General features: G+C 34.8%; 24 protein-coding genes. 10 read left to right on the top strand and 14 right to left on the bottom strand.

Annotated elements, in window-relative coordinates:
- Positions 1-5 precede the first annotated feature (5 nt).
- From EV144_RS12995 to EV144_RS12980, 4 genes are all read right to left on the bottom strand, one after another.
- A complete protein-coding gene (locus EV144_RS12995; RefSeq protein ID WP_134149418.1) occupies positions 6-2,618 on the bottom strand; it encodes a TonB-dependent receptor in 2,613 nt (870 codons plus the stop codon).
- Positions 2,619-2,720: 102 nt separating this feature from the next.
- Positions 2,721-3,566: a FecR family protein gene (locus EV144_RS12990; protein WP_134149416.1), complete on the bottom strand. Its 846-nt coding sequence runs from the start codon at positions 3,564-3,566 to the stop codon at positions 2,721-2,723.
- Between the two features lie 12 nt (positions 3,567-3,578).
- Entirely contained in the window at positions 3,579-3,788 is a 210-nt protein-coding gene (locus tag EV144_RS12985; RefSeq protein WP_134149415.1) for a hypothetical protein, read from the bottom strand.
- A gap of 46 nt (positions 3,789-3,834) precedes the next feature.
- Positions 3,835-4,356, bottom strand: a complete 522-nt coding sequence (locus EV144_RS12980) for an RNA polymerase sigma factor (RefSeq protein ID WP_134149413.1) — start codon at positions 4,354-4,356, stop codon at positions 3,835-3,837.
- Positions 4,357-4,717: 361 nt separating this feature from the next.
- Between EV144_RS12980 and EV144_RS12975 the strand changes: the two genes are divergently transcribed.
- The 4 genes from EV144_RS12975 to EV144_RS12960 all read left to right on the top strand — a co-directional run bounded on the left by EV144_RS12975 (position 4,718) and on the right by EV144_RS12960 (position 8,138).
- Entirely contained in the window at positions 4,718-5,983 is a 1,266-nt protein-coding gene (locus tag EV144_RS12975; protein WP_134149411.1) for a putative DNA modification/repair radical SAM protein, read from the top strand.
- Positions 5,980-6,756, top strand: coding sequence for a TIGR03915 family putative DNA repair protein (locus tag EV144_RS12970; protein ID WP_134149409.1), 777 nt, complete (start codon positions 5,980-5,982; stop codon positions 6,754-6,756). Before EV144_RS12975 ends, EV144_RS12970 begins: the two co-directional genes overlap by 4 nt.
- A gap of 135 nt (positions 6,757-6,891) precedes the next feature.
- Positions 6,892-7,263, top strand: a complete 372-nt coding sequence (locus EV144_RS12965; protein WP_134149408.1) for an STAS/SEC14 domain-containing protein — start codon at positions 6,892-6,894, stop codon at positions 7,261-7,263.
- A 98-nt stretch (positions 7,264-7,361) separates the two neighbouring features.
- A complete protein-coding gene (locus EV144_RS12960; RefSeq protein WP_134149407.1) occupies positions 7,362-8,138 on the top strand; it encodes a Ku protein in 777 nt (258 codons plus the stop codon).
- Positions 8,139-8,238: 100 nt separating this feature from the next.
- On the opposite strand, the gene ligD is transcribed toward EV144_RS12960, so the two are convergent.
- From ligD to EV144_RS12945, 3 genes are all read right to left on the bottom strand, one after another.
- The gene (gene ligD / locus EV144_RS12955) at positions 8,239-10,803 is read right to left on the bottom strand and encodes a DNA ligase D (RefSeq protein WP_134149405.1); all 2,565 of its coding nucleotides are present in this window, start codon (positions 10,801-10,803) and stop codon (positions 8,239-8,241) included.
- A gap of 71 nt (positions 10,804-10,874) precedes the next feature.
- Positions 10,875-11,531 carry a DUF6766 family protein gene (locus EV144_RS12950; RefSeq protein ID WP_134149403.1) on the bottom strand — a complete coding sequence of 219 codons (657 nt, stop codon included), beginning with the start codon at positions 11,529-11,531 and terminating at the stop codon, positions 10,875-10,877.
- Positions 11,532-11,857: 326 nt separating this feature from the next.
- Positions 11,858-12,289: a response regulator gene (locus tag EV144_RS12945; RefSeq protein WP_134149402.1), complete on the bottom strand. Its 432-nt coding sequence runs from the start codon at positions 12,287-12,289 to the stop codon at positions 11,858-11,860.
- Positions 12,290-12,808: 519 nt separating this feature from the next.
- On the opposite strand from EV144_RS12945, the gene EV144_RS12940 reads away from it, so the two are divergent.
- The 5 genes from EV144_RS12940 to EV144_RS12920 all read left to right on the top strand — a co-directional run bounded on the left by EV144_RS12940 (position 12,809) and on the right by EV144_RS12920 (position 14,915).
- Positions 12,809-13,114, top strand: a complete 306-nt coding sequence (locus EV144_RS12940) for a hypothetical protein (protein ID WP_134149400.1) — start codon at positions 12,809-12,811, stop codon at positions 13,112-13,114.
- 128 nt (positions 13,115-13,242) lie between these two features.
- Positions 13,243-13,479: a hypothetical protein gene (locus tag EV144_RS12935; protein WP_134149398.1), complete on the top strand. Its 237-nt coding sequence runs from the start codon at positions 13,243-13,245 to the stop codon at positions 13,477-13,479.
- A gap of 206 nt (positions 13,480-13,685) precedes the next feature.
- Complete coding sequence (locus tag EV144_RS12930) at positions 13,686-13,889, top strand: hypothetical protein (RefSeq protein WP_134149397.1); 204 nt, start codon at positions 13,686-13,688, stop codon at positions 13,887-13,889.
- A 45-nt stretch (positions 13,890-13,934) separates the two neighbouring features.
- Positions 13,935-14,144 (top strand): YtxH domain-containing protein, encoded by a 210-nt coding sequence (locus EV144_RS12925; RefSeq protein ID WP_134149395.1) that lies wholly within the window; start codon positions 13,935-13,937, stop codon positions 14,142-14,144.
- 87 nt (positions 14,145-14,231) lie between these two features.
- The gene (locus tag EV144_RS12920; protein WP_134149393.1) at positions 14,232-14,915 is read left to right on the top strand and encodes an SRPBCC family protein; all 684 of its coding nucleotides are present in this window, start codon (positions 14,232-14,234) and stop codon (positions 14,913-14,915) included.
- 71 nt (positions 14,916-14,986) lie between these two features.
- Here the strand turns inward: EV144_RS12920 and EV144_RS12915 are convergent, their stop codons facing one another.
- Positions 14,987-15,190 carry a hypothetical protein gene (locus tag EV144_RS12915; protein ID WP_134149391.1) on the bottom strand — a complete coding sequence of 68 codons (204 nt, stop codon included), beginning with the start codon at positions 15,188-15,190 and terminating at the stop codon, positions 14,987-14,989.
- Positions 15,191-15,361: 171 nt separating this feature from the next.
- On the opposite strand from EV144_RS12915, the gene EV144_RS12910 reads away from it, so the two are divergent.
- Positions 15,362-16,582 (top strand): DUF763 domain-containing protein, encoded by a 1,221-nt coding sequence (locus EV144_RS12910; protein WP_134149389.1) that lies wholly within the window; start codon positions 15,362-15,364, stop codon positions 16,580-16,582.
- Between the two features lie 153 nt (positions 16,583-16,735).
- Here EV144_RS12910 and pdeM read toward each other — a convergent pair whose 3' ends face one another.
- The 6 genes from pdeM to EV144_RS12880 all read right to left on the bottom strand — a co-directional run bounded on the left by pdeM (position 16,736) and on the right by EV144_RS12880 (position 24,684).
- Positions 16,736-17,371 carry a ligase-associated DNA damage response endonuclease PdeM gene (gene pdeM / locus EV144_RS12905; RefSeq protein ID WP_134149387.1) on the bottom strand — a complete coding sequence of 212 codons (636 nt, stop codon included), beginning with the start codon at positions 17,369-17,371 and terminating at the stop codon, positions 16,736-16,738.
- 6 nt (positions 17,372-17,377) lie between these two features.
- Positions 17,378-19,837 (bottom strand): ligase-associated DNA damage response DEXH box helicase, encoded by a 2,460-nt coding sequence (locus EV144_RS12900; RefSeq protein WP_134149385.1) that lies wholly within the window; start codon positions 19,835-19,837, stop codon positions 17,378-17,380.
- A gap of 197 nt (positions 19,838-20,034) precedes the next feature.
- Positions 20,035-21,636: an ATP-dependent DNA ligase gene (locus tag EV144_RS12895; protein WP_134149384.1), complete on the bottom strand. Its 1,602-nt coding sequence runs from the start codon at positions 21,634-21,636 to the stop codon at positions 20,035-20,037.
- 178 nt (positions 21,637-21,814) lie between these two features.
- A complete protein-coding gene (locus EV144_RS12890) occupies positions 21,815-22,831 on the bottom strand; it encodes a ligase-associated DNA damage response exonuclease (RefSeq protein ID WP_134149382.1) in 1,017 nt (338 codons plus the stop codon).
- A 24-nt stretch (positions 22,832-22,855) separates the two neighbouring features.
- Positions 22,856-23,959, bottom strand: a complete 1,104-nt coding sequence (locus tag EV144_RS12885; RefSeq protein WP_134149380.1) for an NAD(P)-dependent alcohol dehydrogenase — start codon at positions 23,957-23,959, stop codon at positions 22,856-22,858.
- Between the two features lie 299 nt (positions 23,960-24,258).
- Positions 24,259-24,684, bottom strand: coding sequence for a cupin domain-containing protein (locus EV144_RS12880; protein WP_134149378.1), 426 nt, complete (start codon positions 24,682-24,684; stop codon positions 24,259-24,261).
- Positions 24,685-24,807 lie beyond the last annotated feature (123 nt).

Below are 24,807 nucleotides of genomic sequence, written 5' to 3'. Positions count from 1 at the left end.
TTTCATTAAAATTTAAAATTATAAGAAATCCCGGGAACTATCCCAAAAATAGAAAGTCTTCTGGTTTCATTTGCGCCCGTATCTTCATTTGTTGCAAAGGTCATTGAGGCAGCATTTTTTCTGTTGTAAATATTATAAATACTAAATACCCAGTAGCTTTGCCATCCTTTCTTTTTGTCTGGTTTTGGCGTATAAGTCGCTGCAAGATCTAAGTGATGAAATACCGGAAGTCTGTTTTCATTTCGAAGTGAAAAGTTGGGTATTTTGATACCGCCAAATTCATAATAACCGTTTGCATACGTCACAGGCTGACCGGATTGTAAAGAAAAATTAGCATTAAAAGACCATTTTGGACTGTATAAATAATTTCCAACAACGCTCAAATTATGCAATTTGTCATATCCTGATAAATACCAATTTCCGTTGGCAATACCCGGTTCTTCTGGCGTTCTTCCCGGCGTTTTTTGTTCTGCTCTTGATAAGGTATAAGAAACCCAGCCTGTAAAATTTCCTGTGTTTTTTCTAAACAATAATTCCATTCCGTACGATCTGGCTTTTCCGCTCAAAATAACCTGTTCGATATCATTGTTTGCCAAAATATCTGCTCCGTCAATGTAATCAATACGGTTTTGGATTTTCTTATAAAACAATTCTCCTTCAAAAGAATAATCTTTGTCTCTAAAGTTTTTAAAATAGCCTATTGCATATTGATCCAATAATTGTGGTTTTGCAAAAGGTCCGCTCGGCGTCCAGATATTCATTGGCAACGGCGACTGTGTATTAGACAACATATGAATATATTGCGCCATTCTGTTGTAACTTGCTTTTACAGAACTATTTTCATCAAAAGCATAAGACAATGCAGCACGCGGTTCCAGATTATCAAATTTACTTATGGTTTTATTTTTTCCGTAAGAAATAGTTCCGGTTGGCGTTCCTTCTTCATAAATGTTATATAACGGGTTGTAAACAACTGCTTTTCCATCTTCATACGTATTGATATTTTCGTTTCCTAAACGCAAAAACATACTGTAACGAAGTCCGTAACGAAGATTTAATTTCTCTGTAATCTGATGTTCAAAATCTAAATAAACAGAAGATTCAAACGCGTATTTCTTGTCCAATTGTTTGTAATTAAACTGAGAATCAGGGCTTGTAGGCTGTACGGTTCCGGGATTGAAATTGTAATATTGACCGTCAATTCCGTAGTTTAATTTTAATTTTTCTGATACCGTATGATTCCAATTGTATTTCAAACCGTAACTTTTGATGGTATTGTCCCATTCAAAATTTTCTGTACTAATGCCAAGATTAAAATTATAGTCGCTGTAAAAAGCAGATAAACTATTATTTAGGTTATCAGAAAATTTATGTTTCCAGTTTACAATTGCCATTTTGTTTCCGAATGTACTCGAAAAACGATCATTGATATCAAATACATCGTTTCCTAAATATCCCGAAAATGCAATGCTGTTATTAGCGCCCAAACGATAATTTAATTTGGCATTAATATCATAAAACATAGCCGAATTATTATTATCTGCCAATTTCAAAAACAAATGCGCATAAGAAGCTCTTCCTGCAATAATAAAAGAGCCTTTGTCTTTTTGAATTGGCCCTTGTACCAACAATCTGCTCGATATTAAACCAATTCCTCCGTTTACTTTATAATCTTCAAAATCTCCCGTTTGCTGGCTTACATCCAAAACAGAAGAAACGCGTCCGCCAAATTTTGACGGAATTCCTCCTTTGTACAAATCTAAACTGCTGATAACATCTGCATTAAAAACAGAGAAAAATCCAAACATATGAGAATCACCATAAACGGGAGCGCCGTCTAAAAGAATTAAATTCTGATCGGCCGCACCTCCGCGCACATTAAAACCCGAAGAAGCTTCTCCGGCATTGGTAACTCCGGGTAATGTTAATAATGATTTTAAAGGATCTGGTTCGCCCATAGCAACGGGAATTCTTTTGATGTCTTCCATAGAAAGCCTGTTAACACTCATTTGAGTATTTTTTACATCAACCGCTTTATTGCCCGTTACAATAACTTGTTCCAATTGCTGGCTGTCAGCTTCCATGCTTAAAGTCATTTTCAAATCACCATCTACAGTAATTTGTTTTTCCTGATTTTTAAAGCCTACATAACTAAGCACAACAGTATAATTTCCGTTATCCAAATCAAGCGAAAACATTCCGTTTTTATCGGTTGTTGCGCCCGTTCCCAGTTCTTTAATAAAGACATTTGCACCAATAACAAACTGGTTTGCGTTATCTAGAATCTGACCGGTCAGCTTATTTTTTTTTTTAGCTGTTTTGGTAACTTTCTGCTTTACAAAAATATTATTGCCCACAATAGAAAACTGAATTGGTGACGTTTTATTGAGCTCATAAACAAGTTGTTCTATCTTGATATTCGTATAAGTATGTTTTTTTGAAAAATACTTTTGACTCGTATCTATTTGATCTGTAAATGCAAATTTAAAATCGGTCTGACTTTCGATTTGTTTAAAAAATTCTTTTAATGTTACCGTTTTATCTACAGTTACCGTTACGTTTTGGGAAAACATACTGAAACTGATTAAAAAAAAGCATGCTGAAATTATATGCTTCATGAATTTTTGTATTTTTGAATATTATTAAATGGGATAGTTTATACTATCCTGACTATGAGGAGGATGTTTTTAGTTTCGCGGCTACTGCATCCTTTTTCTTTTCTATTGAAAAGTAATTTGTTTTACTTCATCGTTTATTTTAAAGTTTAGGTTATACATTTCTGATATTAATTGAACAATTGTTTTTAAATCTTCTTTTTTGTTGATTCGTATCGTAATTCGCTGGTTTTTATATTCTTCCGGCATTATTACTTTATAACCATAATTCGTTTCTATATAAGTACTTACGGCGGTTATTTTTTCATTATCAAAATCTACAAATCTTTCAAATTCGCCTACAAATGGAGGATTATTTCCGTATGTGAATTTTTCTCCCGGCACGAGTATCCATTTTTTATCCTGACCTTTTACATTCATCTGAACACTTCCTTCGTAAAGTGCGACAATAACTCCTTTTTTCTCAAATCCTTTTACGGTAAAAGAAGTTCCTAAAACTGTTGTCGTTGTTTCGTTGCAAAAAACCTGAAAAGGATGTTTTTTATCTTTTTTTACTTTAAAATAAGCCTCTCCTTCTACTTCAATTTTTCGGTTTGAAGTAAAATTATTAGCGTATTCGATTTTAGAATTTGGACTTAATTCTACTTTTGAACTGTCTGGTAAAAAAACTGTTTTTATTTTTGAAGTTGAATTTTCGATTACATTTGAAGCCAGATAAACCTGATCCTGCAACGGACTTCTATTCAAATAAATTCCAGTTCCAACAGACGCAAAAATTAAAACTGCAGCTGCTGCAGCATAATAAATCCATGCTTTTGATTTTTTCTTTTTAGTACCAAAAGTTTTAGATTGAAAAGCTTCCCACGAAGCTTCTTTCACACTATCAGAATGTGAAACAGGCGTTTCGTCCCATACTTTTTTTAATTCTTCTTCTATTTTTTTCTCATCCATGACTTTGGGGCGTTAAAGTTTCTGACAATAAAATCCTTGTTTATTAAAAACACCATACACCATTTCTTTAATCTCTCTATTGGTTTCGATTCTTAGAATATGATTGGAATCATCTAAGTCAAAATTCATTATACAATCGGAAATAACAAACTGAAGAAGCGCTACAATAAATCTTGCATCTTCCTTTTTGGTAACATCTGTTTTATAAGCCTCAATATTCATTTTTATGTTCCGTTTTTATATATAACAAACGAGAACACAAAAGTTCCTAATGGTCTTCGATTTTTTTTCGAATAAATTTACTGGCGAGATAAATATGATTGGCAATTGTCTTTTCAGAAAGATCTGTAATTGACGCAATCTCCTTATAGCTAAGGTTTTCCAGTTTGTGTAAAGTAAATATTTTTTGTTGCTGCTCCGGAAGCTGATTTATGAAATTTTGTAGTTTTTGTTGTCTTTCTTCAAAAATTCCGGTTTCTGTGTCTTCTTCAACCAGCTGCATGTTGATAGGTTCCAGCTGAATTATTTTGTTTTCTCTGTTTACGTGATTGATGATAATGTTCTTGCAGATAGTAAATAATTGTTTATCAAACAAAACATCTTCATTTAATAGTTCCCTTTTATCGTAAAGTCTAATAAAAGTTTCCTGTACAAAATCTTGCGGGGTAAGGACTGAGAAATTAAATCGTTTGGCTATGCTGATCAATCTGTCATAATAAGCGAGGTAAACTTCTTTGAAGGAAGCTTCGTTACCTTTTTTTAAACTTAATATAAACTTTCTATTGTCCATAAACAAAATACGATAACTACACTCTTAAACGTTGTGACTCGAAATATATTACAGCGCTAAATTGGAAATTTTAAAATTGATCAGCATATAGTAAGATACAGCTGCAATTAAAATGCAAAGAAAAGTAATTTAATTTTATATGCATCATATAAGTAAGAATTACTCTTAATAAAATATTGAAATCTTCTTAATTTTTGTTACAATTTAGAACACGACTCAATCCTTAAATTGTTACAATTTGAACTAATTTTGACCTATCCAAAAATAGAGAAACCACTGATTTATATCGCTATATAAAGTTTCGTTTTTCTGGAAACAAACTTCTAAACAGCAAAAAAATTAATCCAAAAAGAGAATTAAAATGGTGCATGAAAGAGTAATGGAAAAGCTGTCGATTTTATCTGATGCTGCAAAATATGATGTATCCTGTTCGTCAGGTCAAAGCAATCGAAAAAATAAGGACAAAGGATTGGGAAATGCCAGCAATTCTGGAATTTGTCATTCGTACACTGAAGACGGACGCTGTGTGGCGCTGCTAAAAATTTTATTGACCAACCATTGTATTTTTGATTGTGCGTATTGCGTAAGCCGAAAAAGCAACGATGTAAAACGTGCCGCATTTACAGTTCAGGAAGTTGTTGATCTTACGATTGGTTTTTACAGAAGAAATTATATTGAAGGTTTATTTTTGAGTTCGGGCATTTTTGACAATCCCGATTTTACGATGGAACGCTTGGTTCGAATTGCTAAGAAATTAAGATTAGAACATAATTTTAATGGTTATATTCATCTAAAAGCAATTCCCGGTGCAAGCAACGAACTGCTGAGAGAAGCCGGAATTTATGCCGACCGTTTGAGCGTAAATGTAGAAATGCCAACCGAACAAAGTCTTAAATTACTCGCTCCGGATAAAAATCATAAAGATGTAATTAAACCGATGCAATATCTTAAAAATGAAATTGCGGGTCATAAAGAAGAAAGAAAATCAAATTATAAAGCACCGCTTTTTGCTCCTGCCGGCCAAAGCACACAAATGGTTATTGGAGCTACAAAAGAAAGTGATATGGAAATTTTAGGAATGGCGGATTATTTTTATCAGCAAATGAGTATGCGCCGCGTATATTATTCAGGCTATGTGCCTATAAGCCACGACAACCGCCTTCCTTCTATTGGCACTCCGGTTCCTATAATACGCGAAAATCGTTTGTATCAGGCCGACTGGCTGATTCGTTATTACGGATTTAATGTAAATGAAATTGTAGGTTTCGATCAGCCCAATCTTGATCTGGATATTGATCCAAAATTGGGATGGGCATTGCGTAATCTGAATCAATTTCCGGTTGATATTAATACTGCAGATCTGGAACTTATTAAACGTATTCCCGGTATTGGCTTTTTGAGCGCTCAGAAAATTGTTGCAGCCAGAAAATTTAAAAAATTGCTTCCTGAAGATTTAAAAAGAATGGGAATTGCTTATACGCGAGCGAAATTCTTTTTGGCATTTGCATCCCCTTTTTTATTGCAGAAAGATTATACGGCGATACAAATTAAAGATCATATTTTGGATATTCAGAAAAGTAAATATCAGAATGATTTCTCTAATCAACTTTCTTTATTCGGCACATGACACAAGTAATTTATGACGGAACTTATGAAGGCTGGCTGACGGCAGTATTTGAAATTTATGAGTTTAAACTACAAGATATTGTTTTTGCTAAAATAGAACCTGCTGCAACTTTACTTTTTGCATCAACTTACTTTGTAGTAACTGATCCTGAAAAAGCAAAACGCGTTTCTAACGGATTAAAACAACGCCTTTCTGATGAAGGTTATCACAGCATTTACAAAACTTTTTTATCGGAGGTAGAAAAGTCAGAAGAAATGATGTTTGAGTTCGTGAGTTATGTTTTTTCGAGTACAAAAAATATCGAAGAAGATCTGGGCAATATTATTGTCTGGAATATTCGAAAAGCAGCCAAAATAACCCGAAGAGAAACCCACAGAATGAAAGCTTTTGTTCGTTTTAAACTCACAAAAGACGAGTTATATTACGCCGTTATTGAACCCGAATGCGATGTTCTGCCTCTTATAGAAAGCCATTTTAAAAATCGCTACGCAGACCAGCGCTGGCTGATTTACGATACAAAACGCAGATACGGAATCTATTATGATCTTCAAACTGTTGCTACTGTTCAGCTGGAATTTAGCAGTGATTTAAATTCTTCTAAATTTTTAGCTGAAATCTGTGATAATGACGAGGAGTTTTTCCAGAATCTGTGGCTGCAGTATTTTACGAGCGTAAATATCGAATCCAGAAAAAATACGCGTCTTCATTTGAAACACATGCCGAAACGTTATTGGAAAAATTTGACGGAGAAAGTTGCAGCGGTGAAGTTTTGATTAAAAATTTCACTAAGACATACTGAATCTTTCTCCAACAAACAATATATGAACATCTTACAACAAATCCCCAAAACCATGTAACCCAAAAATCTGTCAATAAAGTAAATTTATTCAAACTTTAAAACACAGATCATGATACAGTCAATAGCAGATATTCCGAATAATATAGTGGCTTTTCGCGCCATAGGAGAAGTTACCAAAGAAGATTATCAAAATGTTGTACTGCCGGAAGTAGAACGCTTGATAGAGCGAACGAATCAGATTAATTTTTTACTGGTTTTAGATACTGAATTAGAAAATTTTACTGCCGGCGCCTGGCTTCAGGACGCGATGCTGGGACTCAAAAATATTGCAAAATGGAACAGAGCTGCAATTATTACAGATTCTGCAGGCATAATTTCTTTTACAAATGGTTTTAGCTATTTGATTCCGGGTGAATTTAAAGGTTTTAAAAAAGAAGAATTTGACCAAGCTATAACCTGGGTTTCTGAAGAAGTTCTTTAAAAAAGGTTCAAAGGTTCAAAGCGACAAAGGAACATAGGTTCTGAGTATCTAAAAACTAAGGACTGAGAACTACAACGACTAATCTTAAAATCATTATTATGAGATCAATATGGACAGGTTCTATTAGTTTTGGATTAATTAATATTCCCATCAAAATATTTTCTGCTGTGCAGGAAAGTACACTGGATATGGATATGCTCGACAAAGACGATCATTCTAATATTAAATTTAAAAGGGTAAACGAAACTACAGGGAAAGAAGTTACGTTTTCTAATATTGTAAAAGGATATAAAATCGATGAAAAATATGTAATTCTGGATGATGAAGACTTTGAGGCTGCAGACGCAGAAAAAACGAAAACGATCGATATTTTAAGTTTTTCGCTCGAGAGCGAAATAGACAGTATTTATTATGAACAGCCTTATTACCTGGAACCTGATAAAGGCGCGATGAAAGCGTATGCATTATTGCGTGATGCATTACAAGCCTCAGGAAAAGTAGGCGTTACGAGTTTTGTACTTCGTAACAAAGAAAGTTTAGCCATCTTAAAACCGTACAAAAATGTCATTGTATTAAACCGAATCCGATTTGAGCAGGAAATTAGAGATACTGACGAATTAAAACTTCCTCCAGTTTCTAAAACTAAAGTGAAGGAAATGGATATGGCCAATAAATTGGTAGAACAGCTTACCGAAAAATTTGACATTTCTAGTTACAAAGATGAATACACAGCAAAACTTCTCAAAATTATAAAAGATAAAGCCAAAGGCAAAAAACAAGCAGCGCCTAAATTAAAAGTCGTTCATAAACAAAGCGACGATTTAATGGAAATGCTAAAAGCAAGTCTTGAAACTAAAAAGAAAAAGTCATCATAAAATAGTTTTAATTCGAATTGAAATTCAATCTATTTTCAAAAATAAAAGCATAAATCATAATCTTAACCTATTATGATTTATGCTTTTTTTATGGTTTAAATCAAACTGATTGACTGCTCTTTAATATTGCTTTAATATCTGCACCTTTTCCTAAAACTGGTTTCCATAGATCCCCTTTTTTATCAAAACGTTTCAATACATTTTTAATCGTAAATTGAGAAGGCGATAATTTTGCATTTACCTCACTCCATTCTAAAGGTGTAGAAACAGTTGCACCAGGTTTTGGTCTAACCGAATACGGCGCAGCAAGTGTCTGCCCTTTTCTGTTTTGCAGATAATCAATATATATTTTATGGTTTCTCTTTTTTATCGAACGCTCCAAAGTTGTGGTTTCCGGTAATTTTAAACTCACTTCATGAGCAATAAGTTCTGCAAATATTTTTACTGTATCGTAATCGTATTTCGCGCCTAGCGGAATATAAACATGAAGTCCAGAAGCACCAGAAGTTTTACAGTAACATTCTGTTTCAAAGCCATCCATAACTTCTTTTACCGCAAGTGCTGTATTTACCACTTCTTTAAAATCGTCTTTTTCAGGATCAATATCAATCACAACCCAATCCGGATTATCAATGTGTTTAATTGTCGAATTCCACGGATTAATGTCTATACAACCCAAATTGGCCATATACAGCAAAGTCGCTTTATCATTACAAATCAAATAATCAATATTGGCATCATTAGATTCCGAAAATATTTCTTTGGTTTTTAGCCAGTTCGGAATTTTATCGTCATCAACATCTTTCTGGTAAAATCCCGGCCCCGAAATACCATTCGGAAAACGGTACATAGATTGCGGACGATCTTTTAAATACGGCAGAATTAAATCTGAAACGTCATTATAATAATTTACAATATCGCCTTTTGTAATCCCGTCATCCGGAAAATAAACCTTGTTCTGATTGGTTAAATGCAGTGTCGTCTTCCCTACTTTCAAATCCAAATTATTTTCATGCGCTGCATTAAGTGTCGCTGTATTTTCCATCTTTTCCTGATTTTCTGTGACTGTTTCTTTATTTTTTCCACTAAAGAGAACCTCTTTAATTTTTTTATCAATTCTAAGTCCTAAATAAACCGGCTGACGAAGATGATTATCCTCCGTCCATTCGGCAAATTTTATCTGCGCGATAAACTTTGGTTTTATCCATTGTATTTTATCCCGAAGCGGTACTTTTTCTTCAAGCGGAGATTTTTCTAAAAAATAAGGCTCAAATTTATCATACAATTCTTTTAAGGTTTCCTGCGTAAAACCTGTTCCGCATTTGCCAATAAATTTTAAAACATTATCCTCGTATTGTCCCAACAACAAAGCACCAAAATGCGTACGGGAATTTTGCGGTGCCGTAATCCCAATAATAATTGCCTCTTCTTGTTGTGATAATTTTATTTTAAGCCAGTCATTTGTACGTCTTCCAGAAACGTACAAACTGTCTGCTTTTTTAGCCATTATACCTTCACTTTTCTTTTTCGCCGCAACTTCCAGAAACGCAATTCCTTTTTCTTCAATATGATCCGAATAAATAATATTGGGTAATTTATATTTCGCCAATAATAACTTCAAAAGTTCTTTTCGTTTTAATAAAGGAAAATTGGTAATATCGTTTCCATCCAGATTTAGAATATCAAACACATAATATTTAATTTTCCCTTTTCCGGTTTTTAAATAATTCTGAAGCAACTGAAAATCAGAATGTCCAGTTTCATTTTCAACCACTACTTCTCCATCCAAAATTGTTTGATGTTTTATTTTTTTCAATTCATCTGTAATCGGCTGAAAGTTTTTGGTGAATGAAATCTCGTTTCTGCTAAAAAGCTGAACATCATCATTAATTACAGCAAGCGCGCGATAACCGTCATATTTATTTTCGAAAATCCATTCAGGATCATCAAAAGGTTTTTCTTCCAGACTTGCCAGCATTGGTTTCTTAAAACCAACGGCTTCTTCTTGAGGTGTTATTTCTTCATTTTCAGCGACAGCTTGCTTTTTCGTATCAGCTATTTTTTTTTTCGCAACTGTTTTTTCTTTCTCCGATTTCTTTTCTAAAACATCCAAATCGAGTTTAGAAATCACCGATTTATCTTTTTTAAGAATATCAGTTGTAGTCGCGTATTTATCTTCTTTTTTAATTAAAAGCCAGGCATTTTCCTGTTTTCCTTTTAATTTTACGAGCGAAAAATTTCCTTTCAATTTTTTACCTTTCAGCGTAAAACTCAAATGTCCTTTCTTAAGATCTGCCAGCAGTTTATTTCCGGCAGTTCCTTTATAGTTTTCATCAGCAGGAAGATACGTTCCGTTGTCCCATACAATCACATTTCCGGCACCGTAATTTCCTTCGGGAATTGTGCCTTCAAAATCTTTATAATCGTACGGATGATCTTCTACCATCATCGCCAGACGTTTTACTTCTGGATCTAATGACGGACCTTTTGGCACTGCCCAGCTTTTTAAAACACCATCCATTTCCAAACGAAAATCATAATGCAAATGCGACGCGGCATGTTTCTGAATCACAAAAATTAATTCATTCTCCGATCTTCCAACCTTTCCTTTTGGTTCGGCAGTGTCTTTAAAATTTCGTTTTTTATTGTATTTTAAAAGTGACATAATTTTTGATTTTAATGAATTAATAATCGCTTTAAGCCTAAGCATCAAACAATAAACTTTAAACTCTAAACTTATTCCCCCGTTTCGCTATGCGGTGCATCAACAGGTTTAGATTGCGAAGATCCTTTTTGGCGTAAAAAAATCGACAGGACAATTATGGTAAAAACCGATAGAAATTCACTCTGCCAATTCTGAAAAGATTCAAACCAAAAACGAGATTCCTGCAGATATTCTCCTAAAGAAATTGTTGCTTTTCCTTTCAAAAGATTCATCGTATTTTCGTCTTTTAAACTTCCATATAAATGAAGAATAAAGGAAGCTATAAACAACAAAAACAAACTAATCGTCAATGAGTTTTTGTACAATTGAAGCCAGAAACCACCTTTCTTTACCGGCCATGGCGCATCTTTTCGGTTCGGAGACGGCTCGCGGTCTACTTCTTCTTCTCCTTCACATCTTTTTGATTCAGATGAACCTTTTTGTCTCAAAAAAATTGTAAACCATACAAACAAGCCCATTTGCAAAAATTCACTTTCCCAGTTTTCAAAAGTACCTTCCAGAAAATGACCGCTTGCAAAATATTCGTAAAGCGTCACGATATGGCCTCCGTTTTCTACCAGATCTTTATTATATTCTTGTATTCCAAAGAATATTTGTCCGGCAAAAGCGCCTACAAACAATAGTATAAAAACAATAGAAAGACTATTATGATAGATAATTTTTTTCATATTGATTCTAAAGTCAGATTTAATTAAATAGTAAAAAGAGGTGTATAATCATGGTTGATTTTAACGCTTAGGGTGAAGTTAAAAACCAGTAAATTTCATCTTAGGTTCAATAAGTTAAATTGTTTTAATTCTATCAAATTTACCAAGATTAGCAGACAAGAAATTATATAATTAAGTAGTAAAATTACAACATTAAAACCTACTAATTATTTAAACATCAAACAATTAAAATAGATTTTATTATTCGTCAAGCGAAAATTTAAAAACCATGCTGCAACGCTGTTTTCTATAAAATAAAAAGCCAAAACTTAGTGTTTTGGCTTTTCTTATTTATGATCATAACTGCTTAATGATTCGGCATGATTCCAATAATTCAGAATTGTTTTTATCATATCCTTTAAAGTGTCGTAGTTTCTCGGTTTTACAAAATAACCTTGTTTAGAATCTACAGACGCAAGTTCCAGAAATTTTTTCTCTGCATAAGTCGTAAAAAAGATATACGGAATGTTTTTAAAACTAACATCCATATGTTCGTACAACATTTCTCTTAATTTCAATCCGTCCAGATTCATCATCACAATATCAGATAAAATCAAAAAAATTTTCGAATTATTGTCTTTAAAAAATTCAAAAGCTTTATGCCCGCTTGAGAAATATAAAATTTCGTTCGTAATTTCTAATTCATTAAAAACTTCCGCAAGCCAGTCAAGATCTTGCAAGTCATCATCAATAATTATTATTTGTCCTTTTTTATTCATAATATAAGTTTTTAAAAGTTGGGGGAAATAAACTTAAAAGCACTTAATCCAAACTATTTACAGATTTAAAAATTGATAATTTAAAAGGGTAAAATTGTTTCATCTTAGTTAAGTTTAAAGGTTTAAAATACTAAGCAAATATTTGTATAAAATTTTAAAATGGAATTATATAATATCCATTTGCGCTTATATAATTTTAACACTTACCTTTTTTCTTCTAATCATTAGTCTAAAAAATTCAATTTAAAAAAAAATCATTTTTTACAAACTCCACAACATATCACACTGAAAATTATATAATTACAAATTTCAATTGTATAAAATAAAGAAAATTCAAACTTCTAATTTTGGAATATTAATCTTTAAAAAATTATATCATGAACACAAATGCAAATGACAGCAAAAAAATGGCTGACAAAAAAACAACCGGAAAAAGTAATACTAAAAATTCTGAAACAGGAAAAGCAGTAAAAAAAAGCCCTGCTAAAAAGTAATTATTAATTTTTAAAATGTTCTATTATGGAAAATGATAAAAACCGTAATTATGATCAGGACGATCGTAATTATTATAAAGAAGGACAAAGCCCAGATAATTATGAAAGATCTGAACTTCAAGACCAAAATCCAGAGGAAGACAGAATGGACAGACGAGCTGAAGAATTCAGCACTGAACAGCCAAATCGGTATAGCGATAACGAAAACGGCATAAATTCTCCTGAAACTGATGATGAAAACAGAAGAACAGATCAAAATCAAGAAGGAAATCTAGAACCCAATTATGATGAGATTCGAAGAAATCCTTTAAGAAGAGATCGAGATTTGTAAAACAAGTAAGCCCACAACCTCTATTTATAAAGGTTCTGGGCTTATTTTTTTTTAAAACAGCACTATCAATCTTTAGAAATAATTATTCAGTTTTAGAAAACTGTATTGAAAATTTAAAAACAGAAATTATGGACAATAATCAAAACACGTCAAAAAATACTGAAAACGAAAATTTTGGTCTGAACGAAAATTTATTACAGCACGACGACAGAAATAATTTAGAACCAGATCGCAGAGCAAATAACAATGCCGGTTCTGAGGATTATGAAGACGATTCAAATCCGCTTTACAATCCCGACAAAGATTTTGAGGAAGACAGCGATATGGACGATGCTTTTTTGGATGAGGATGACGAAGAAGAATAAAGAATTCTAAAATTACTATTTAAAATTTTGAAAATAGTTTCTCACTTAATGCTCATAATAACTTCATAATTAAAATACTATAAAAATTTCCAAAAGTTATGTAAAGAATTTTATTCAATAGAATCGCAACTTTGTAAAAGAGATATTTTCAAAATCATTTAAGAATTCTGAAGATAAATTTTAAAATCTATTTTAATAGCATAAAGATGAATACATATAAATACAACAATCAAGAAACGGATTATCTTAATCATCAAAACAATTCGAATACAGGTTATAATGTTGCTTTATTAGCCAATGAACTGACTCTGGCGCTAAGAGAAAAATTATATAGTCTGGAAAATGATGATGATTTGGATCAGGAAGAAATTGATGAAATGAACGAAAGCGAGAAATACGCTGTCGATTAATATAATTATTAAAAATTAAAATTTTAACTTAAAAAAACAAATATCATGGGAGCAGGTAAAGTATTATGCGCACTAGTAACAGGCGCAGCAGTGGGTGCAGCAATAGGAGTATTATTTGCGCCAGAAAAAGGCGAAGATTTAAGAAACAAATTAGCAGATATGAAATCTGACTGTTTGAATACATTAAAAGATAAAATCAGCGAATTTACAGGAAAAAATGCTTCAGAAACTGGAACATCAAATCAAACTGTATAAACGTTTAAAACTATAAAAAATCCATTGCAAATGACTCTTTATCTGCAATGGATTTTTTTTAAAATAAACTTATTAATAGAAAATAGTATGGAAGCTAGAACACAAATTTCTGAACAGATAAAAAGTCATTTACCTAAAGTAAAAAATAACGTTTCTACATTAGAACGTATTATTATGGTAACCAGCGGTGCTTACCTTTTGTATAATGGTTTGGCAAAAAAAGAAAAAAATCTAACCAAAAGCGGTATCGGCGGCAGTATGCTCTTAAGAGGTATCAGCGGTTATTGTCCGGTTTATGATGCTGTAGATCATCTTAAAAATGACAAAGCTTATAATGTAAATATTAGAGTAAGCAGTGTTATTGATAAACCAGTTGGCGAAGTGTATTCGTTCTGGAGAAATCTGGAGAATCTGCCAAAATTTATGAATCACTTAAAAGAGATTAGAACTTTTAGCAACACGCAATCTGAATGGACTGCAAAAGGTCCAGCCGGAATTGGAACGCTGACCTGGAATGCTGAAATTATAAAAGATGAAAAAGATAAATTTATAAGCTGGATGTCACACACAGATGCGCCGGTTAATAATGTGGGGAAAGTTGTTTTTAAACCAAAAGGAAAAGGAACAGAACTTGACATTACGATTTCGTATCGCGCTCCTCTTGGCATTGCCGGCGAAGGTGCTGCAAAACTTTTAAATCCGTTTTTTGAAAAAATGGTAAACGACGACGTTCAAAACTTAAAATCGTATTTAGAATCTGGTCATAAATAAAACCAGTTTCTAAAAGACATAAAAAAAACCTGCATTTGCGCAGGTTTTTTGTTTTTCTTAAAAAAGCATTACTATTTTGCTGGTGCTGGTGTTGCCGTTGTGTCAATAGTTGTAGCTGTTGTATCCATTGTTGTCTGCATAGTGTCTGTCGCTACTGCTGTAGTATCTGCATCATACGTAGTTTCTGCCGGAACAGTTTCTGTTTTTTTACAAGAAACAGCAAGTCCTGCGATTGCTACTACAAGAGCAAGTTTGGTTTTGAATGAAGTTTTCATAGAGTTTAATTTTTTATTAGACGTAATTATTAATTCATTCAAAATTAAATAGTTAAAAATCAGAATTGTTATACAATTTTCACATTAAGTTATAAAATATCAGTTTGCCATTTTATTAACACAAGCATGCTGTATTATTCCTTAATTTTATAAACGCTAAAAAATTCCCTCATGAAACGTTCCGGCTCTGCAGATTTACCATTACATTATGGCCATGTTCCTTTGTGGCTTGCCGAGCGTATGTCTAAATTGGGCTTTGCCATTGTAGAAACTATTGCTATGGAATTTTCGACTGCTGAGGTTATTGCTAAACTCAGCAATCCTTTTTGGTTTCAGAGTTTTGGCGCTGTTATGGGCATGGACTGGCATTCGTCTGGAATTACAACTTCTGTTCTTGGCGCATTAAAAAAATCGGTAAATCCGCATTCTAAAGAACTCGGAATTTACATTTGCGGCGGAAAAGGAAAACATTCTATGCAGACGCCTCAGGAACTTTTGTTTGTAGGCGAAAAAACAGGTCTTGACGGCATTGGTCTGGCAAATTGCAGCCGACTTACGGCAAAAGTTGATAACACGGCTATTCAGGACGGTTTTCAATTGTATCAGCATAATTTTATTGTAGATAATAAAGGACAATGGGCTGTGATTCAGCAGGGAATGAATCCGAATTCTAAAACCGCAAGAAGATACCATTGGCATTCGCAGGATTTAAAATCTTTTATCAATGAACCGCATACTTTTATTTATGGTGAAAACCAGGGCTCTATTCTAAATCTTACGGCTCAGACTGCCGAAAAATCAAGAACGGGAATTTTGGAATTGGCTAAAGAATCGCCCACTAAAATCATGAAAGAAATGCAGCATCTTTCTATGCCCGCGCATCATGATGTTAGGATTGAAGATGTAAATATGAAAAGATTGGGTGCGATGCTTTGGGCAACACACGAAAATAAACCCGAAGATTTTGAGGAGCTTTTACTTTTAAAAGGAATGGGACCAAGAGCTTTGCAATCGCTGGCTTTGGTTAGCGAAGTTATTTACGGCACGCCTACCCGATTTGAAGATCCTGCGCGTTTTTCTTTTGCGCACGGTGGTAAGGACGGACATCCGTTTCCGGTTCCGATAAAAATTTATGACGAAACCATTGATACTTTGCAAAGAGCCATAAACCGTGCTAAAATTGGCAACAGCGATAAAATTGAAGCGATTAGAAAATTATCTGAAATCTCCAGAAAAGCCGAAGAAAGCTTTACGCCAAATACCAATTTTGATGCTTTGGTACAAAGAGAAAGAGATGAATCGTACAAATATGGCGGTAAAACCGTTTTTGGAGATGCAAAACCTCCTAAAAACAAACCAATAAATCCGAATAATCAACTGGAACTTTTTTAAAGATTTAGAACACTGATTTTACGGATTAAACGGATTTACGCGGATTATTAATTAAAAAAAAACTGTGTAAATCGCTTCTAATTTAGATATATCTGAAATAAAAAAATCTGTGCAAACCCGTTTAACCCGTAAAATCAGTGTTCCAAAAAAAATTTACTCTTTCCTAATCACAATAATATGTTCTTCTGCAATCGCGTAAATAATATCTTCGCGATCGGGTTTCATAATGTGTTTTCCTGTAAATTCGCCAAAAGCGGGCAAAATTAATTGGTTTTCTTTCTGATAAAAACAAGGCAGTTTTAAAGATTGTCCGCCCAAACCGCGCAATATAACTCCCGGATGAATATGTCCTGAAAAATTGAACCAGCCTTTTCTTTCTGTCGGATGATGCGTGAGTAAAAACTCATCGATCTGCAGAAACTGCAAAACGCTGATATTAATATCAGTATAATGTTTTTTGTCTATAACATCGTGATTTCCTGCAACAAGGATAATTTCGCTTACACAGCACGAAACCCATTCTTCGAATAAATCCCATTCCTGATTTTTGGAACTGTGAAATAAATCGCCCAGAAAAATCACTTTTTCGGGATTAAAAAGTGCCACAACAGCCGTAAGTTTATTAAAATTTTCTGCAATGGCATTGTTTGGAATCGCAATACCGTGTTTTCTAAAATGAGAAACCTTTCCTAAATGCACATCAGAAATGAGAAGCAGTTTTTTGTTTTCCCAAAATAATGCACCGCTGGAATGTAAAATGAATGCTTGATTTTTTATTTCTATTACCATATTTTTTTACTTCATATAAGAAGCTGTCATTTTTTTAATTCTTTCTGCTAATGTTTCGCTCGATAATTTTTCGCGTAATCTGTCGGTGATTAACGGAAAGCTAAAAGGCGTTGGCTTCATGCAGGATTTCCATATAATTTCTTGATTCTGAATTCGCTCTAAAGCCATAATCAAACGGCCTTCTTCTAATTGATGTTCAAAGGTTTCGCGATACGCCTGCTGAAATAATAAATTATCATTTTCATAGTCCCGAAAAACTTCAAACAACAATTGCGAACCGCTTTGCAGGTGTTTTGTTTTGACCATTTTTCCCGGAAATCCGGTAAAAACCAATCCGGCAATTACCGCAATATCCCGAAATTTTCGTCTTGCCATTTCGGTAGCATTCAGACTTTTTTGTAAATCGTGATGTACATATTCTGTAGAAAATAAATTATTATCCAAAACATTCTGCATATCGATTTCCTGATCCGAAAGCAGTTCAAAACCGTAATCATTGTACGCCAGCGAAAAACTTATCGGTACTAATAAACTAATTCTATAAGCCAGTAAACTTGCCAAAGCTTCGTGTACAAAACGACCTTCAAACGGATAAAAAATGGCGTGATAACCTTCTCTGGTTTTAAAAGTTTCAATCAAAAATTGGTCGTCGCTTGGCACAATAGATTCTTTTCTTTGTCTGGCAAACAAAGGCTTCAACGCTTTTAGTTCCGGCGATAAATTATCAGTATTCGCTCTGTATAATTCCTGACGCAGTAATTCGCTCATTTGTGCCGAAAGCGCCATACGACCGCCCATCCAACTTACAATTTTTGATATTTTTTTTGGATCTGCTTTTCGAACCAAAACCTGCATATTTCTGATTTTGAATAATTCGAGACGTTTTCCGGCAAAAATAAAAGTGTCGCCGGGCTTTAATTTCGTAATAAACCATTCCTCAATAGTTCCGATATAACCGCCCGTCATATATTTTACATTCAAAACCGAATCACCAATAATAGTTCCAATCTGCATTCTGTGATGCATGGCAATCAATCGGCTGTTGATTTTAAAACAGCCATTTTCGTCAACATCTACTTTTTTATATTCATCGTACGCTTGTAAACTCTGGCTTCCGTTTGAAATAAAATTCAGAATCCAGTTCCAATTATCTTCCGTCATAGCCTGATAACAAAAAGTTCCTTTTACTTCCTTATAAATTTCATCGGGAAGAAATCCATCTGAAACCGCGAGCGTATTTAAGTATTGCACCAAAACGTCCCAACTGTTTAGGTACGGAACTCTGTCTTCGATCACACTTTCTTCAACCGCTTTTTTTAATGCCGAAGCTTCTATTAATTCAATCGCGTGCGTCGCCAGAAAATAAATCACACTTTCTTTTCCTGGCTGATGGCCACTTCGTCCGGCTCTTTGCAGAAAACGCGCAACCCCTTTTGGCCCACCAACCTGAATAATAGTTTCTACAGGCGCAAAATCGACACCTAAATCCAGACTCGAGGTACAAACAACGACTTTTAATTCTTCGTTTCTAATCGCATCTTCTACCCAACGTCGGGTTTCTCTGCTGATACTTCCGTGATGCATCGCCATTTCTCCGGCAAATTCAGGATATTTTTCTAATAATCTTTGAAACCAGATTTCACACGCCGAACGTACATTCGTAAAGATAAGCGTTGTTTTACTGGCTTTTACAATTTTTGCCACTTCATCAATCAAATGCAAACCCATGTGTCCGCGCCACGGATACGTTTCCATTTTATCAGGAATAATAGAAATGACTTTTATTTTTTTGTGAATGACTGCCTTTATCAAAACCGAATTACGATAGGCTTCAGAATTTACTCCCAACAAAACTTCTTGTGCTTGCTGTAAATTGCCAATTGTTGCCGAAATTCCCCAAATACGCATATTGGGTGCAATTGTTTTTAATCTTGATAAGGCCAATTCGGTTTGTACACCGCGTTTTGTCCCCAATAATTCGTGCCATTCGTCAATAACAATCGCTTCGCAATTGCCAAAAACTTTATCATAACCTTTGCTTGCCAGCAAAAGCTGTAAACTCTCCGGCGTTGTAACCAGCAAATCGGGCATTTTTCCTTTTTGTTTGGCTCTTTCACCCGCAGAAGTATCTCCAGATCGGATCCCGACGGTCATTTTGGTATCTAAATCATTTACAACGCGTTCTGCAGCTTGTTTTATTTCTACCGAAAGTGAGCGCAAAGGCGTAATCCAAATTGCTTTAAGTCCGGACGTATGTTTGGTTTTATAATTGGGATGTTTTTTAATGTAATTTAAAACTATTGGTAACCAGAGTGCGTATGTTTTTCCGCTTCCGGTTGGTGCGTTTAGTAAGCCATTTTTACCCTGCAGAAAAGCCGTCCAGGTTTGTGTCTGGAACGGAAATGGTTTCCAGCCTTGTCGCTGAAACCATTCATTTGCTACGGCAAAAAGTTCTTCTCTGTTCATTTTTTTTATTTGTTTTGTTTCAGGTTTCAGGTTTCAGGTTTCAGGTTTCAGGTTTCAGGTTTCAGGTTTCAGGTTTCAGGTTTTCCTGTGTGTGGGCTTCGACTTCGCTCAGCCAGACATAAGCGATTGTCATCCTGAGCGAAGTCGAAGGATAACCTCATTTCAAACCTGAAACCTGAAACCTGAAACAAAAAACATTAAACAATCATACTCTTCAAATCTTCTATAGAATTTGCTTCATCAATTTTCTTATCATGTCGCCATCTCAAAATTCTCGGGAATCTTGTGGCAATTCCGCTTTTATGTCTTTTAGAAAGTGAGATTCCTTCAAAACCAATTTCAAAAACCAGTTGAGGTGTTACACTTCTCACGGGACCAAATCGTTCTAATGTATTTTTTTTAATCCAGTCGTCGACCATTCTAAATTCGGCGTCGGTTAGGCCGGAATACGCTTTCGCGAAAGTGACGAGTTCGCGTTCGTTGTTTTCGTTTTGATGCCATAAAGCAAAAGTGTAATCGGTAAATAAATTGGAACGTCGTCCATGGCCGCGCATTGCATAAGTTAAAACGGCGTCGATTACCAAAGGTTCAATTTTCCATTTCCACCAATCGCCTTTTTTTCTTCCTACGAGATATGGAGAATCTTTTCGTTTTATCATTAAACCTTCGCTTCTCATTTCGCGGGAGCGCAACCTTTCTTCCGTCAATTCTTCCCAAGTCGAAAATTTTACTCTTTCTGAAAGCTGCAGTGGAATATCTTTATCTTTTACATCTTCATACAATTGTTCTAATAATATACGGCGTTCTTCAAAAGGAAGATTTCTAATGTCTTCGCCTTTCCATTCTAATAAATCGTAAGCTTTTATAATTACAGGAGATTTTTTTAAGATGGCTGCCGAAACTGTTTTTCGTCCAATTCTCGTTTGCAGATCGTTAAAAGTTCCGATTTCATTTTCTACGAAAGGAAGAATTTCTCCGTCGATCACCGTTCCATCCGGAATAACTCCAATAAACGAAGTAAATTCGGGATATTTATCTGTAACCAATTCTTCGCCGCGACTCCAGACATAAATTTCGTTTTCACGGATAATCGTCTGCGAGCGGATTCCGTCCCATTTATGTTCGGCGCTCCATTCTTCGGCATTTCCTAAGTTTGAAGGTTCGCCTTCAATTGGATACGCGAGATAAAACGGAAATGGTTTTGATAAATAATCACTGCTTTTTTCGTCCAGAATCAATTCCTGAAACGTAATGGTATTCGGATTCCAGTCTCCCATTAATTTATACGCCAAAGCATCTTCATCAATGTTTTCAGCTTTAGAAAGTGCTCTGGTCATTAATTTCTGGCTTACACCGATTCTGAAACTTCCAGTAATTAATTTGGTAAAAACAAAACGTTCATAATAATTCAGCGCCAGCCAATTGGTCTGTAAATATTCTTTTTTCTCAACGTCGGTTTTCTTTTTTAAGGCTAAAATTTCCTGAAGAAATTCGGTTAGACTTCTATCCGAATGTTCTTTTGTAGTTGGAATTACCAATGCAATGGTTTCTGCCAAATCGCCCACAATATGATAACTTTCTTCAAACAGCCAAGGCGGAATATTCGCCAATTCATTTGCCCATAAACGCAGCAAAGTGGTATTGACAGGTCTCGGCGGACGACGATGCGAAAGTATTGCAATCGTCCAGACTTTGTCTTCATCACTTGCATTCATAAAATATTGCGTCAAAGCATCTACTTTAACGGAAGTTTTATTAGAACTGTCTAAGGTTTTTATGAGTTCGGCAAAATTCTTCATGCTTTATTATTTTTTGGTGACGTAAATCTGAACACGGATGAAACGGATTCGCTATCGCAAAAACGCGGATTGGCACGGATTTTTTCTTCTCTAAAATGAGAAATCAGTTTTTTTCAGCGTCTTCGCGATAGCGAATCCGTTTCATCTGCGTAAAAATTCAGTATCATTTTAAACGAAGTTATTCTTCTTCTTTTTTAGCATCCATTTCTCCTAATTCGCCTTCGTATTGTGTATGCGCTGTTCGTGCATCATAACCCAATTCCTGTAAATACTTCGAAAAAATATCCGAGTAACCGTGCGTGCAAATCACTTTTTCAGCGCCAGTTGCTTGTATGCTTTCCAATAATCCTGTCCAGTCGCAATGATCGCTTAAAACAAAACCGCGATCTACGGCACGACGTCTTCTTGCACCGCGAAAAGCCATCCATCCGCTGGCAGAACCCGTTACGTATGGCGTCATTTTTCTAATCCACGTACTTCCGTGCGCGCTTGGCGGTGCGAGGACAATATTTCCCAATAAATCTTCTTTTTTAATTTCTGAAGTTACTCGCGTTGTCGGAGGAAAATCTACTAACGGACGCAATACGTTGGTCATATTTTCGATAGCTCCGTGCGTATATATTTTGCCGATATCGGTATCTAAATATTTCAACAATCTTTGGGCTTTTCCAAGTGAATATCCAAAGAGAACAGAGGTTTTTCCTTCGGCACGATTTTCTGCCCACCAATTGTTGATGTCGGTCATAACTTCGGCTTGCGGTGTCCATTTAAAAGCTGGTAAACCAAAAGTACATTCGGTTATAAAAGAATTGCATTTTACGACTTCGTACGGAACAGAAATTCCATCGTCTTCCGTTTTATAATCTCCGGTAAAAACCCAGACCTCGCCTTTGTATTCTACCCGAATTTGTGCAGAGCCAATAATATGTCCTGCAGGATGAAGTGAAAATGTAACACCATTTACGGTAAAAGTTTCGTTCCAGTCTTTACCTGTAACGTTAATATCGCCCAAACGATGTTTTATAATCGGCACATTGGTATGATGTGTAATGTAATTTTGATGTCCCCAGCGCGAGTGGTCTGCGTGGCCGTGGGTAATAATAGCATTTTTAACCGGTTTCCACGGATCCAGATATACATCGGCTTGCTGGCAGTAAATTCCCTTATCGTTAAACGCTAGTAATGGAGGATTCATTTTTTGAATTTAAGGGTTAAAAAATTACTCCAATGATTTCATATCAATAACAAATCGAAAACGTACTTGTTCCTTTTTAATCTGTTCAAAAGCTTTATTGATGTCTTTTATATCGATCATTTCTACATGTGGCAGAATATTATGTTCAGCACAAAAATGAAGTGTTTCCTGAGTTTCTGCAATACCGCCAATTAAAGAACCGGCTACAGATCTGCCGTATTTTGCCACTTCCATATTATTGGTTGGCGATTTGTACGGGCCAAGTAAACCAACCGTAACGATAGTGCCTCGTGGTGCTAAAAGTGAAATATATGGATTAATGTCAAAATTTTCGGGAATAGTGCAAAGCAAGAAGTCAAAAGTAGTTTCTTTAGCTTTCATTGCTTCTTCATCTTCAGAAATCAAAATTTCGTCGGCGCCAAGTTCGTGCGCTGCCTGTCTTTTTTCTTCTTTTGTTGTAATAGCTGTTACGTGCGCGCCCATTGCTTTTGCAATCATAACTCCCATGTGGCCTAAACCTCCAATCCCAATAATACCAACAGAATGTCCTTCCTGAATTCCCCAATGTTTTAAAGGCGAATAAGTAGTAACTCCAGCACACAAAATTGGTGCAGCTGCTGCATATTTAAGGTTGTGTGGAATATGTAAAACAAAGGAATCTTTGACTACGATGTGGGTAGAAAAGCCTCCAAAAGTATTGTACTCTGATCCGTCTGGTTTAAAATATCCGTTATACGTCATCGTTTGTGCAACTGGACCCAGACAAAATTGCTCTTCTCCGTGCATACAGGGCTTGCAATTTTGGCAGGAATCGATCATACAGCCAACGCCTACAATGTCATCAAGTGAAAATGCAGAAACTTCGCTACCAATTTCTATAACTTTTCCGATGATTTCGTGTCCGGGAACGCAGGGATAAATCGTATTTTTCCAGTCGTTGTTGACCTGATGAATATCAGAATGGCAAACGCCACAATACAATATTTCGATTAAAACTTCATCTGCTTTGGGTTTAAAGCGCTCAATCTGCATTTCGCTTAGAGTTTTGCCGCCTATAAGATTTCCGGAAGCTCCGTATGCTTTCGTAACAAATTTTTTATTTTCATCGTAAATAATTGGATGGATCATAACTGAAGTTTTTATGTGATTTAAATTTTAGACTGAAAATGAAAATAATCCTCTCATTTACAAAAGCTTAAATTTACTTCAGATTACCTTATAAAATTTTACACGATTATGCGTGGTTATTACAAAACTTCAATAGTAGCAATAACAGGCTTCTATATTTTAAACACATAAAAGCATAGATTTGATTACGCTAAAAAAGACGTTTCACTTATTAGAAAACACATAGCGATAAAAACAAAAATGGTTCTATTTCTTCTTTTAGAAACAGAACCAAATTAAGAATCAATTTTAGATGAAAATTATTTTTTCATTACTACAAGCTGTTTTCCTTTTTCTACAACATAAGTGGCTAATTCTACAGCATTTTCGTTGGTGTTATTTTTAGCAGCGTGAACTGTTCCTGCCGGAATAAACAATACATCTCCTGCTTTTAGCATTACGGGTGCGCTGCCTTCTACTTCGTATTCTATAGCTCCTTTTAAGACGTAGATAATTTCTTCACCCGGATGATAATGTTTTCCAAAAGCGGTATGCGGTCCAAAATCTATGGTCGCCTGTACAGCTTCTTTTCCCGGAATACTAAGATCATGTTGCTGCAAATCTGTTCTTTTTATTTCAGATTTCTGAGCATTAATTGCATTTGGAAGAATAAATAATGCAAAAATAAAAACTACGATTACAGTAGATAAAAGATTTTTCTTCGGTGTGTTTTGTGTCTTTTTCATAATATCATTAAAGATTAATTGGTTGTTTTTCAATTTGATATACCAAAGATATTGCGAAACTCTACTGTACAAAAGCATTAAAATTGGGAACTGGACCAACTAAGTTCTGAATTGGACATTTTC

Origin of the sequence: Flavobacterium sp. 270 (genome assembly GCF_004368785.1) — a bacterium.
Taxonomy (GTDB): Bacteria; Bacteroidota; Bacteroidia; order Flavobacteriales; family Flavobacteriaceae; genus Flavobacterium.
Note: the sequence above shows the minus strand (reverse complement) of the source record. Positions and strands in the feature narration are given on the sequence as shown.

Excerpts from the sequence above, each read along its gene's own strand:
- EV144_RS12925 (WP_134149395.1), top strand. The coding sequence starts at position 13,935 with ATGGGAGCAGGTAAAGTATTATGCGCACTAGTAACAGGCGCAGCAGTG.
- EV144_RS12915 (WP_134149391.1), bottom strand. The coding sequence starts at position 15,190 with ATGAAAACTTCATTCAAAACCAAACTTGCTCTTGTAGTAGCAATCGCA.
- EV144_RS12965 (WP_134149408.1), top strand. The coding sequence starts at position 6,892 with ATGATACAGTCAATAGCAGATATTCCGAATAATATAGTGGCTTTTCGC.
- EV144_RS12940 (WP_134149400.1), top strand. The coding sequence starts at position 12,809 with ATGGAAAATGATAAAAACCGTAATTATGATCAGGACGATCGTAATTAT.
- EV144_RS12985 (WP_134149415.1), bottom strand. The coding sequence starts at position 3,788 with ATGAATATTGAGGCTTATAAAACAGATGTTACCAAAAAGGAAGATGCA.
- EV144_RS12990 (WP_134149416.1), bottom strand. The coding sequence starts at position 3,566 with ATGGATGAGAAAAAAATAGAAGAAGAATTAAAAAAAGTATGGGACGAA.
- pdeM (WP_134149387.1), bottom strand. The coding sequence starts at position 17,371 with ATGGTAATAGAAATAAAAAATCAAGCATTCATTTTACATTCCAGCGGT.
- ligD (WP_134149405.1), bottom strand. The coding sequence starts at position 10,803 with ATGTCACTTTTAAAATACAATAAAAAACGAAATTTTAAAGACACTGCC.
- EV144_RS12975 (WP_134149411.1), top strand. The coding sequence starts at position 4,718 with ATGGTGCATGAAAGAGTAATGGAAAAGCTGTCGATTTTATCTGATGCT.
- EV144_RS12890 (WP_134149382.1), bottom strand. The coding sequence starts at position 22,831 with ATGAATCCTCCATTACTAGCGTTTAACGATAAGGGAATTTACTGCCAG.
- EV144_RS12910 (WP_134149389.1), top strand. The coding sequence starts at position 15,362 with ATGAAACGTTCCGGCTCTGCAGATTTACCATTACATTATGGCCATGTT.
- EV144_RS12995 (WP_134149418.1), bottom strand. The coding sequence starts at position 2,618 with ATGAAGCATATAATTTCAGCATGCTTTTTTTTAATCAGTTTCAGTATG.
- EV144_RS12970 (WP_134149409.1), top strand. The coding sequence starts at position 5,980 with ATGACACAAGTAATTTATGACGGAACTTATGAAGGCTGGCTGACGGCA.
- EV144_RS12895 (WP_134149384.1), bottom strand. The coding sequence starts at position 21,636 with ATGAAGAATTTTGCCGAACTCATAAAAACCTTAGACAGTTCTAATAAA.
- EV144_RS12950 (WP_134149403.1), bottom strand. The coding sequence starts at position 11,531 with ATGAAAAAAATTATCTATCATAATAGTCTTTCTATTGTTTTTATACTA.
- EV144_RS12885 (WP_134149380.1), bottom strand. The coding sequence starts at position 23,959 with ATGATCCATCCAATTATTTACGATGAAAATAAAAAATTTGTTACGAAA.
- EV144_RS12900 (WP_134149385.1), bottom strand. The coding sequence starts at position 19,837 with ATGAACAGAGAAGAACTTTTTGCCGTAGCAAATGAATGGTTTCAGCGA.
- EV144_RS12920 (WP_134149393.1), top strand. The coding sequence starts at position 14,232 with ATGGAAGCTAGAACACAAATTTCTGAACAGATAAAAAGTCATTTACCT.
- EV144_RS12880 (WP_134149378.1), bottom strand. The coding sequence starts at position 24,684 with ATGAAAAAGACACAAAACACACCGAAGAAAAATCTTTTATCTACTGTA.
- EV144_RS12930 (WP_134149397.1), top strand. The coding sequence starts at position 13,686 with ATGAATACATATAAATACAACAATCAAGAAACGGATTATCTTAATCAT.
- EV144_RS12960 (WP_134149407.1), top strand. The coding sequence starts at position 7,362 with ATGAGATCAATATGGACAGGTTCTATTAGTTTTGGATTAATTAATATT.
- EV144_RS12935 (WP_134149398.1), top strand. The coding sequence starts at position 13,243 with ATGGACAATAATCAAAACACGTCAAAAAATACTGAAAACGAAAATTTT.
- EV144_RS12945 (WP_134149402.1), bottom strand. The coding sequence starts at position 12,289 with ATGAATAAAAAAGGACAAATAATAATTATTGATGATGACTTGCAAGAT.
- EV144_RS12980 (WP_134149413.1), bottom strand. The coding sequence starts at position 4,356 with ATGGACAATAGAAAGTTTATATTAAGTTTAAAAAAAGGTAACGAAGCT.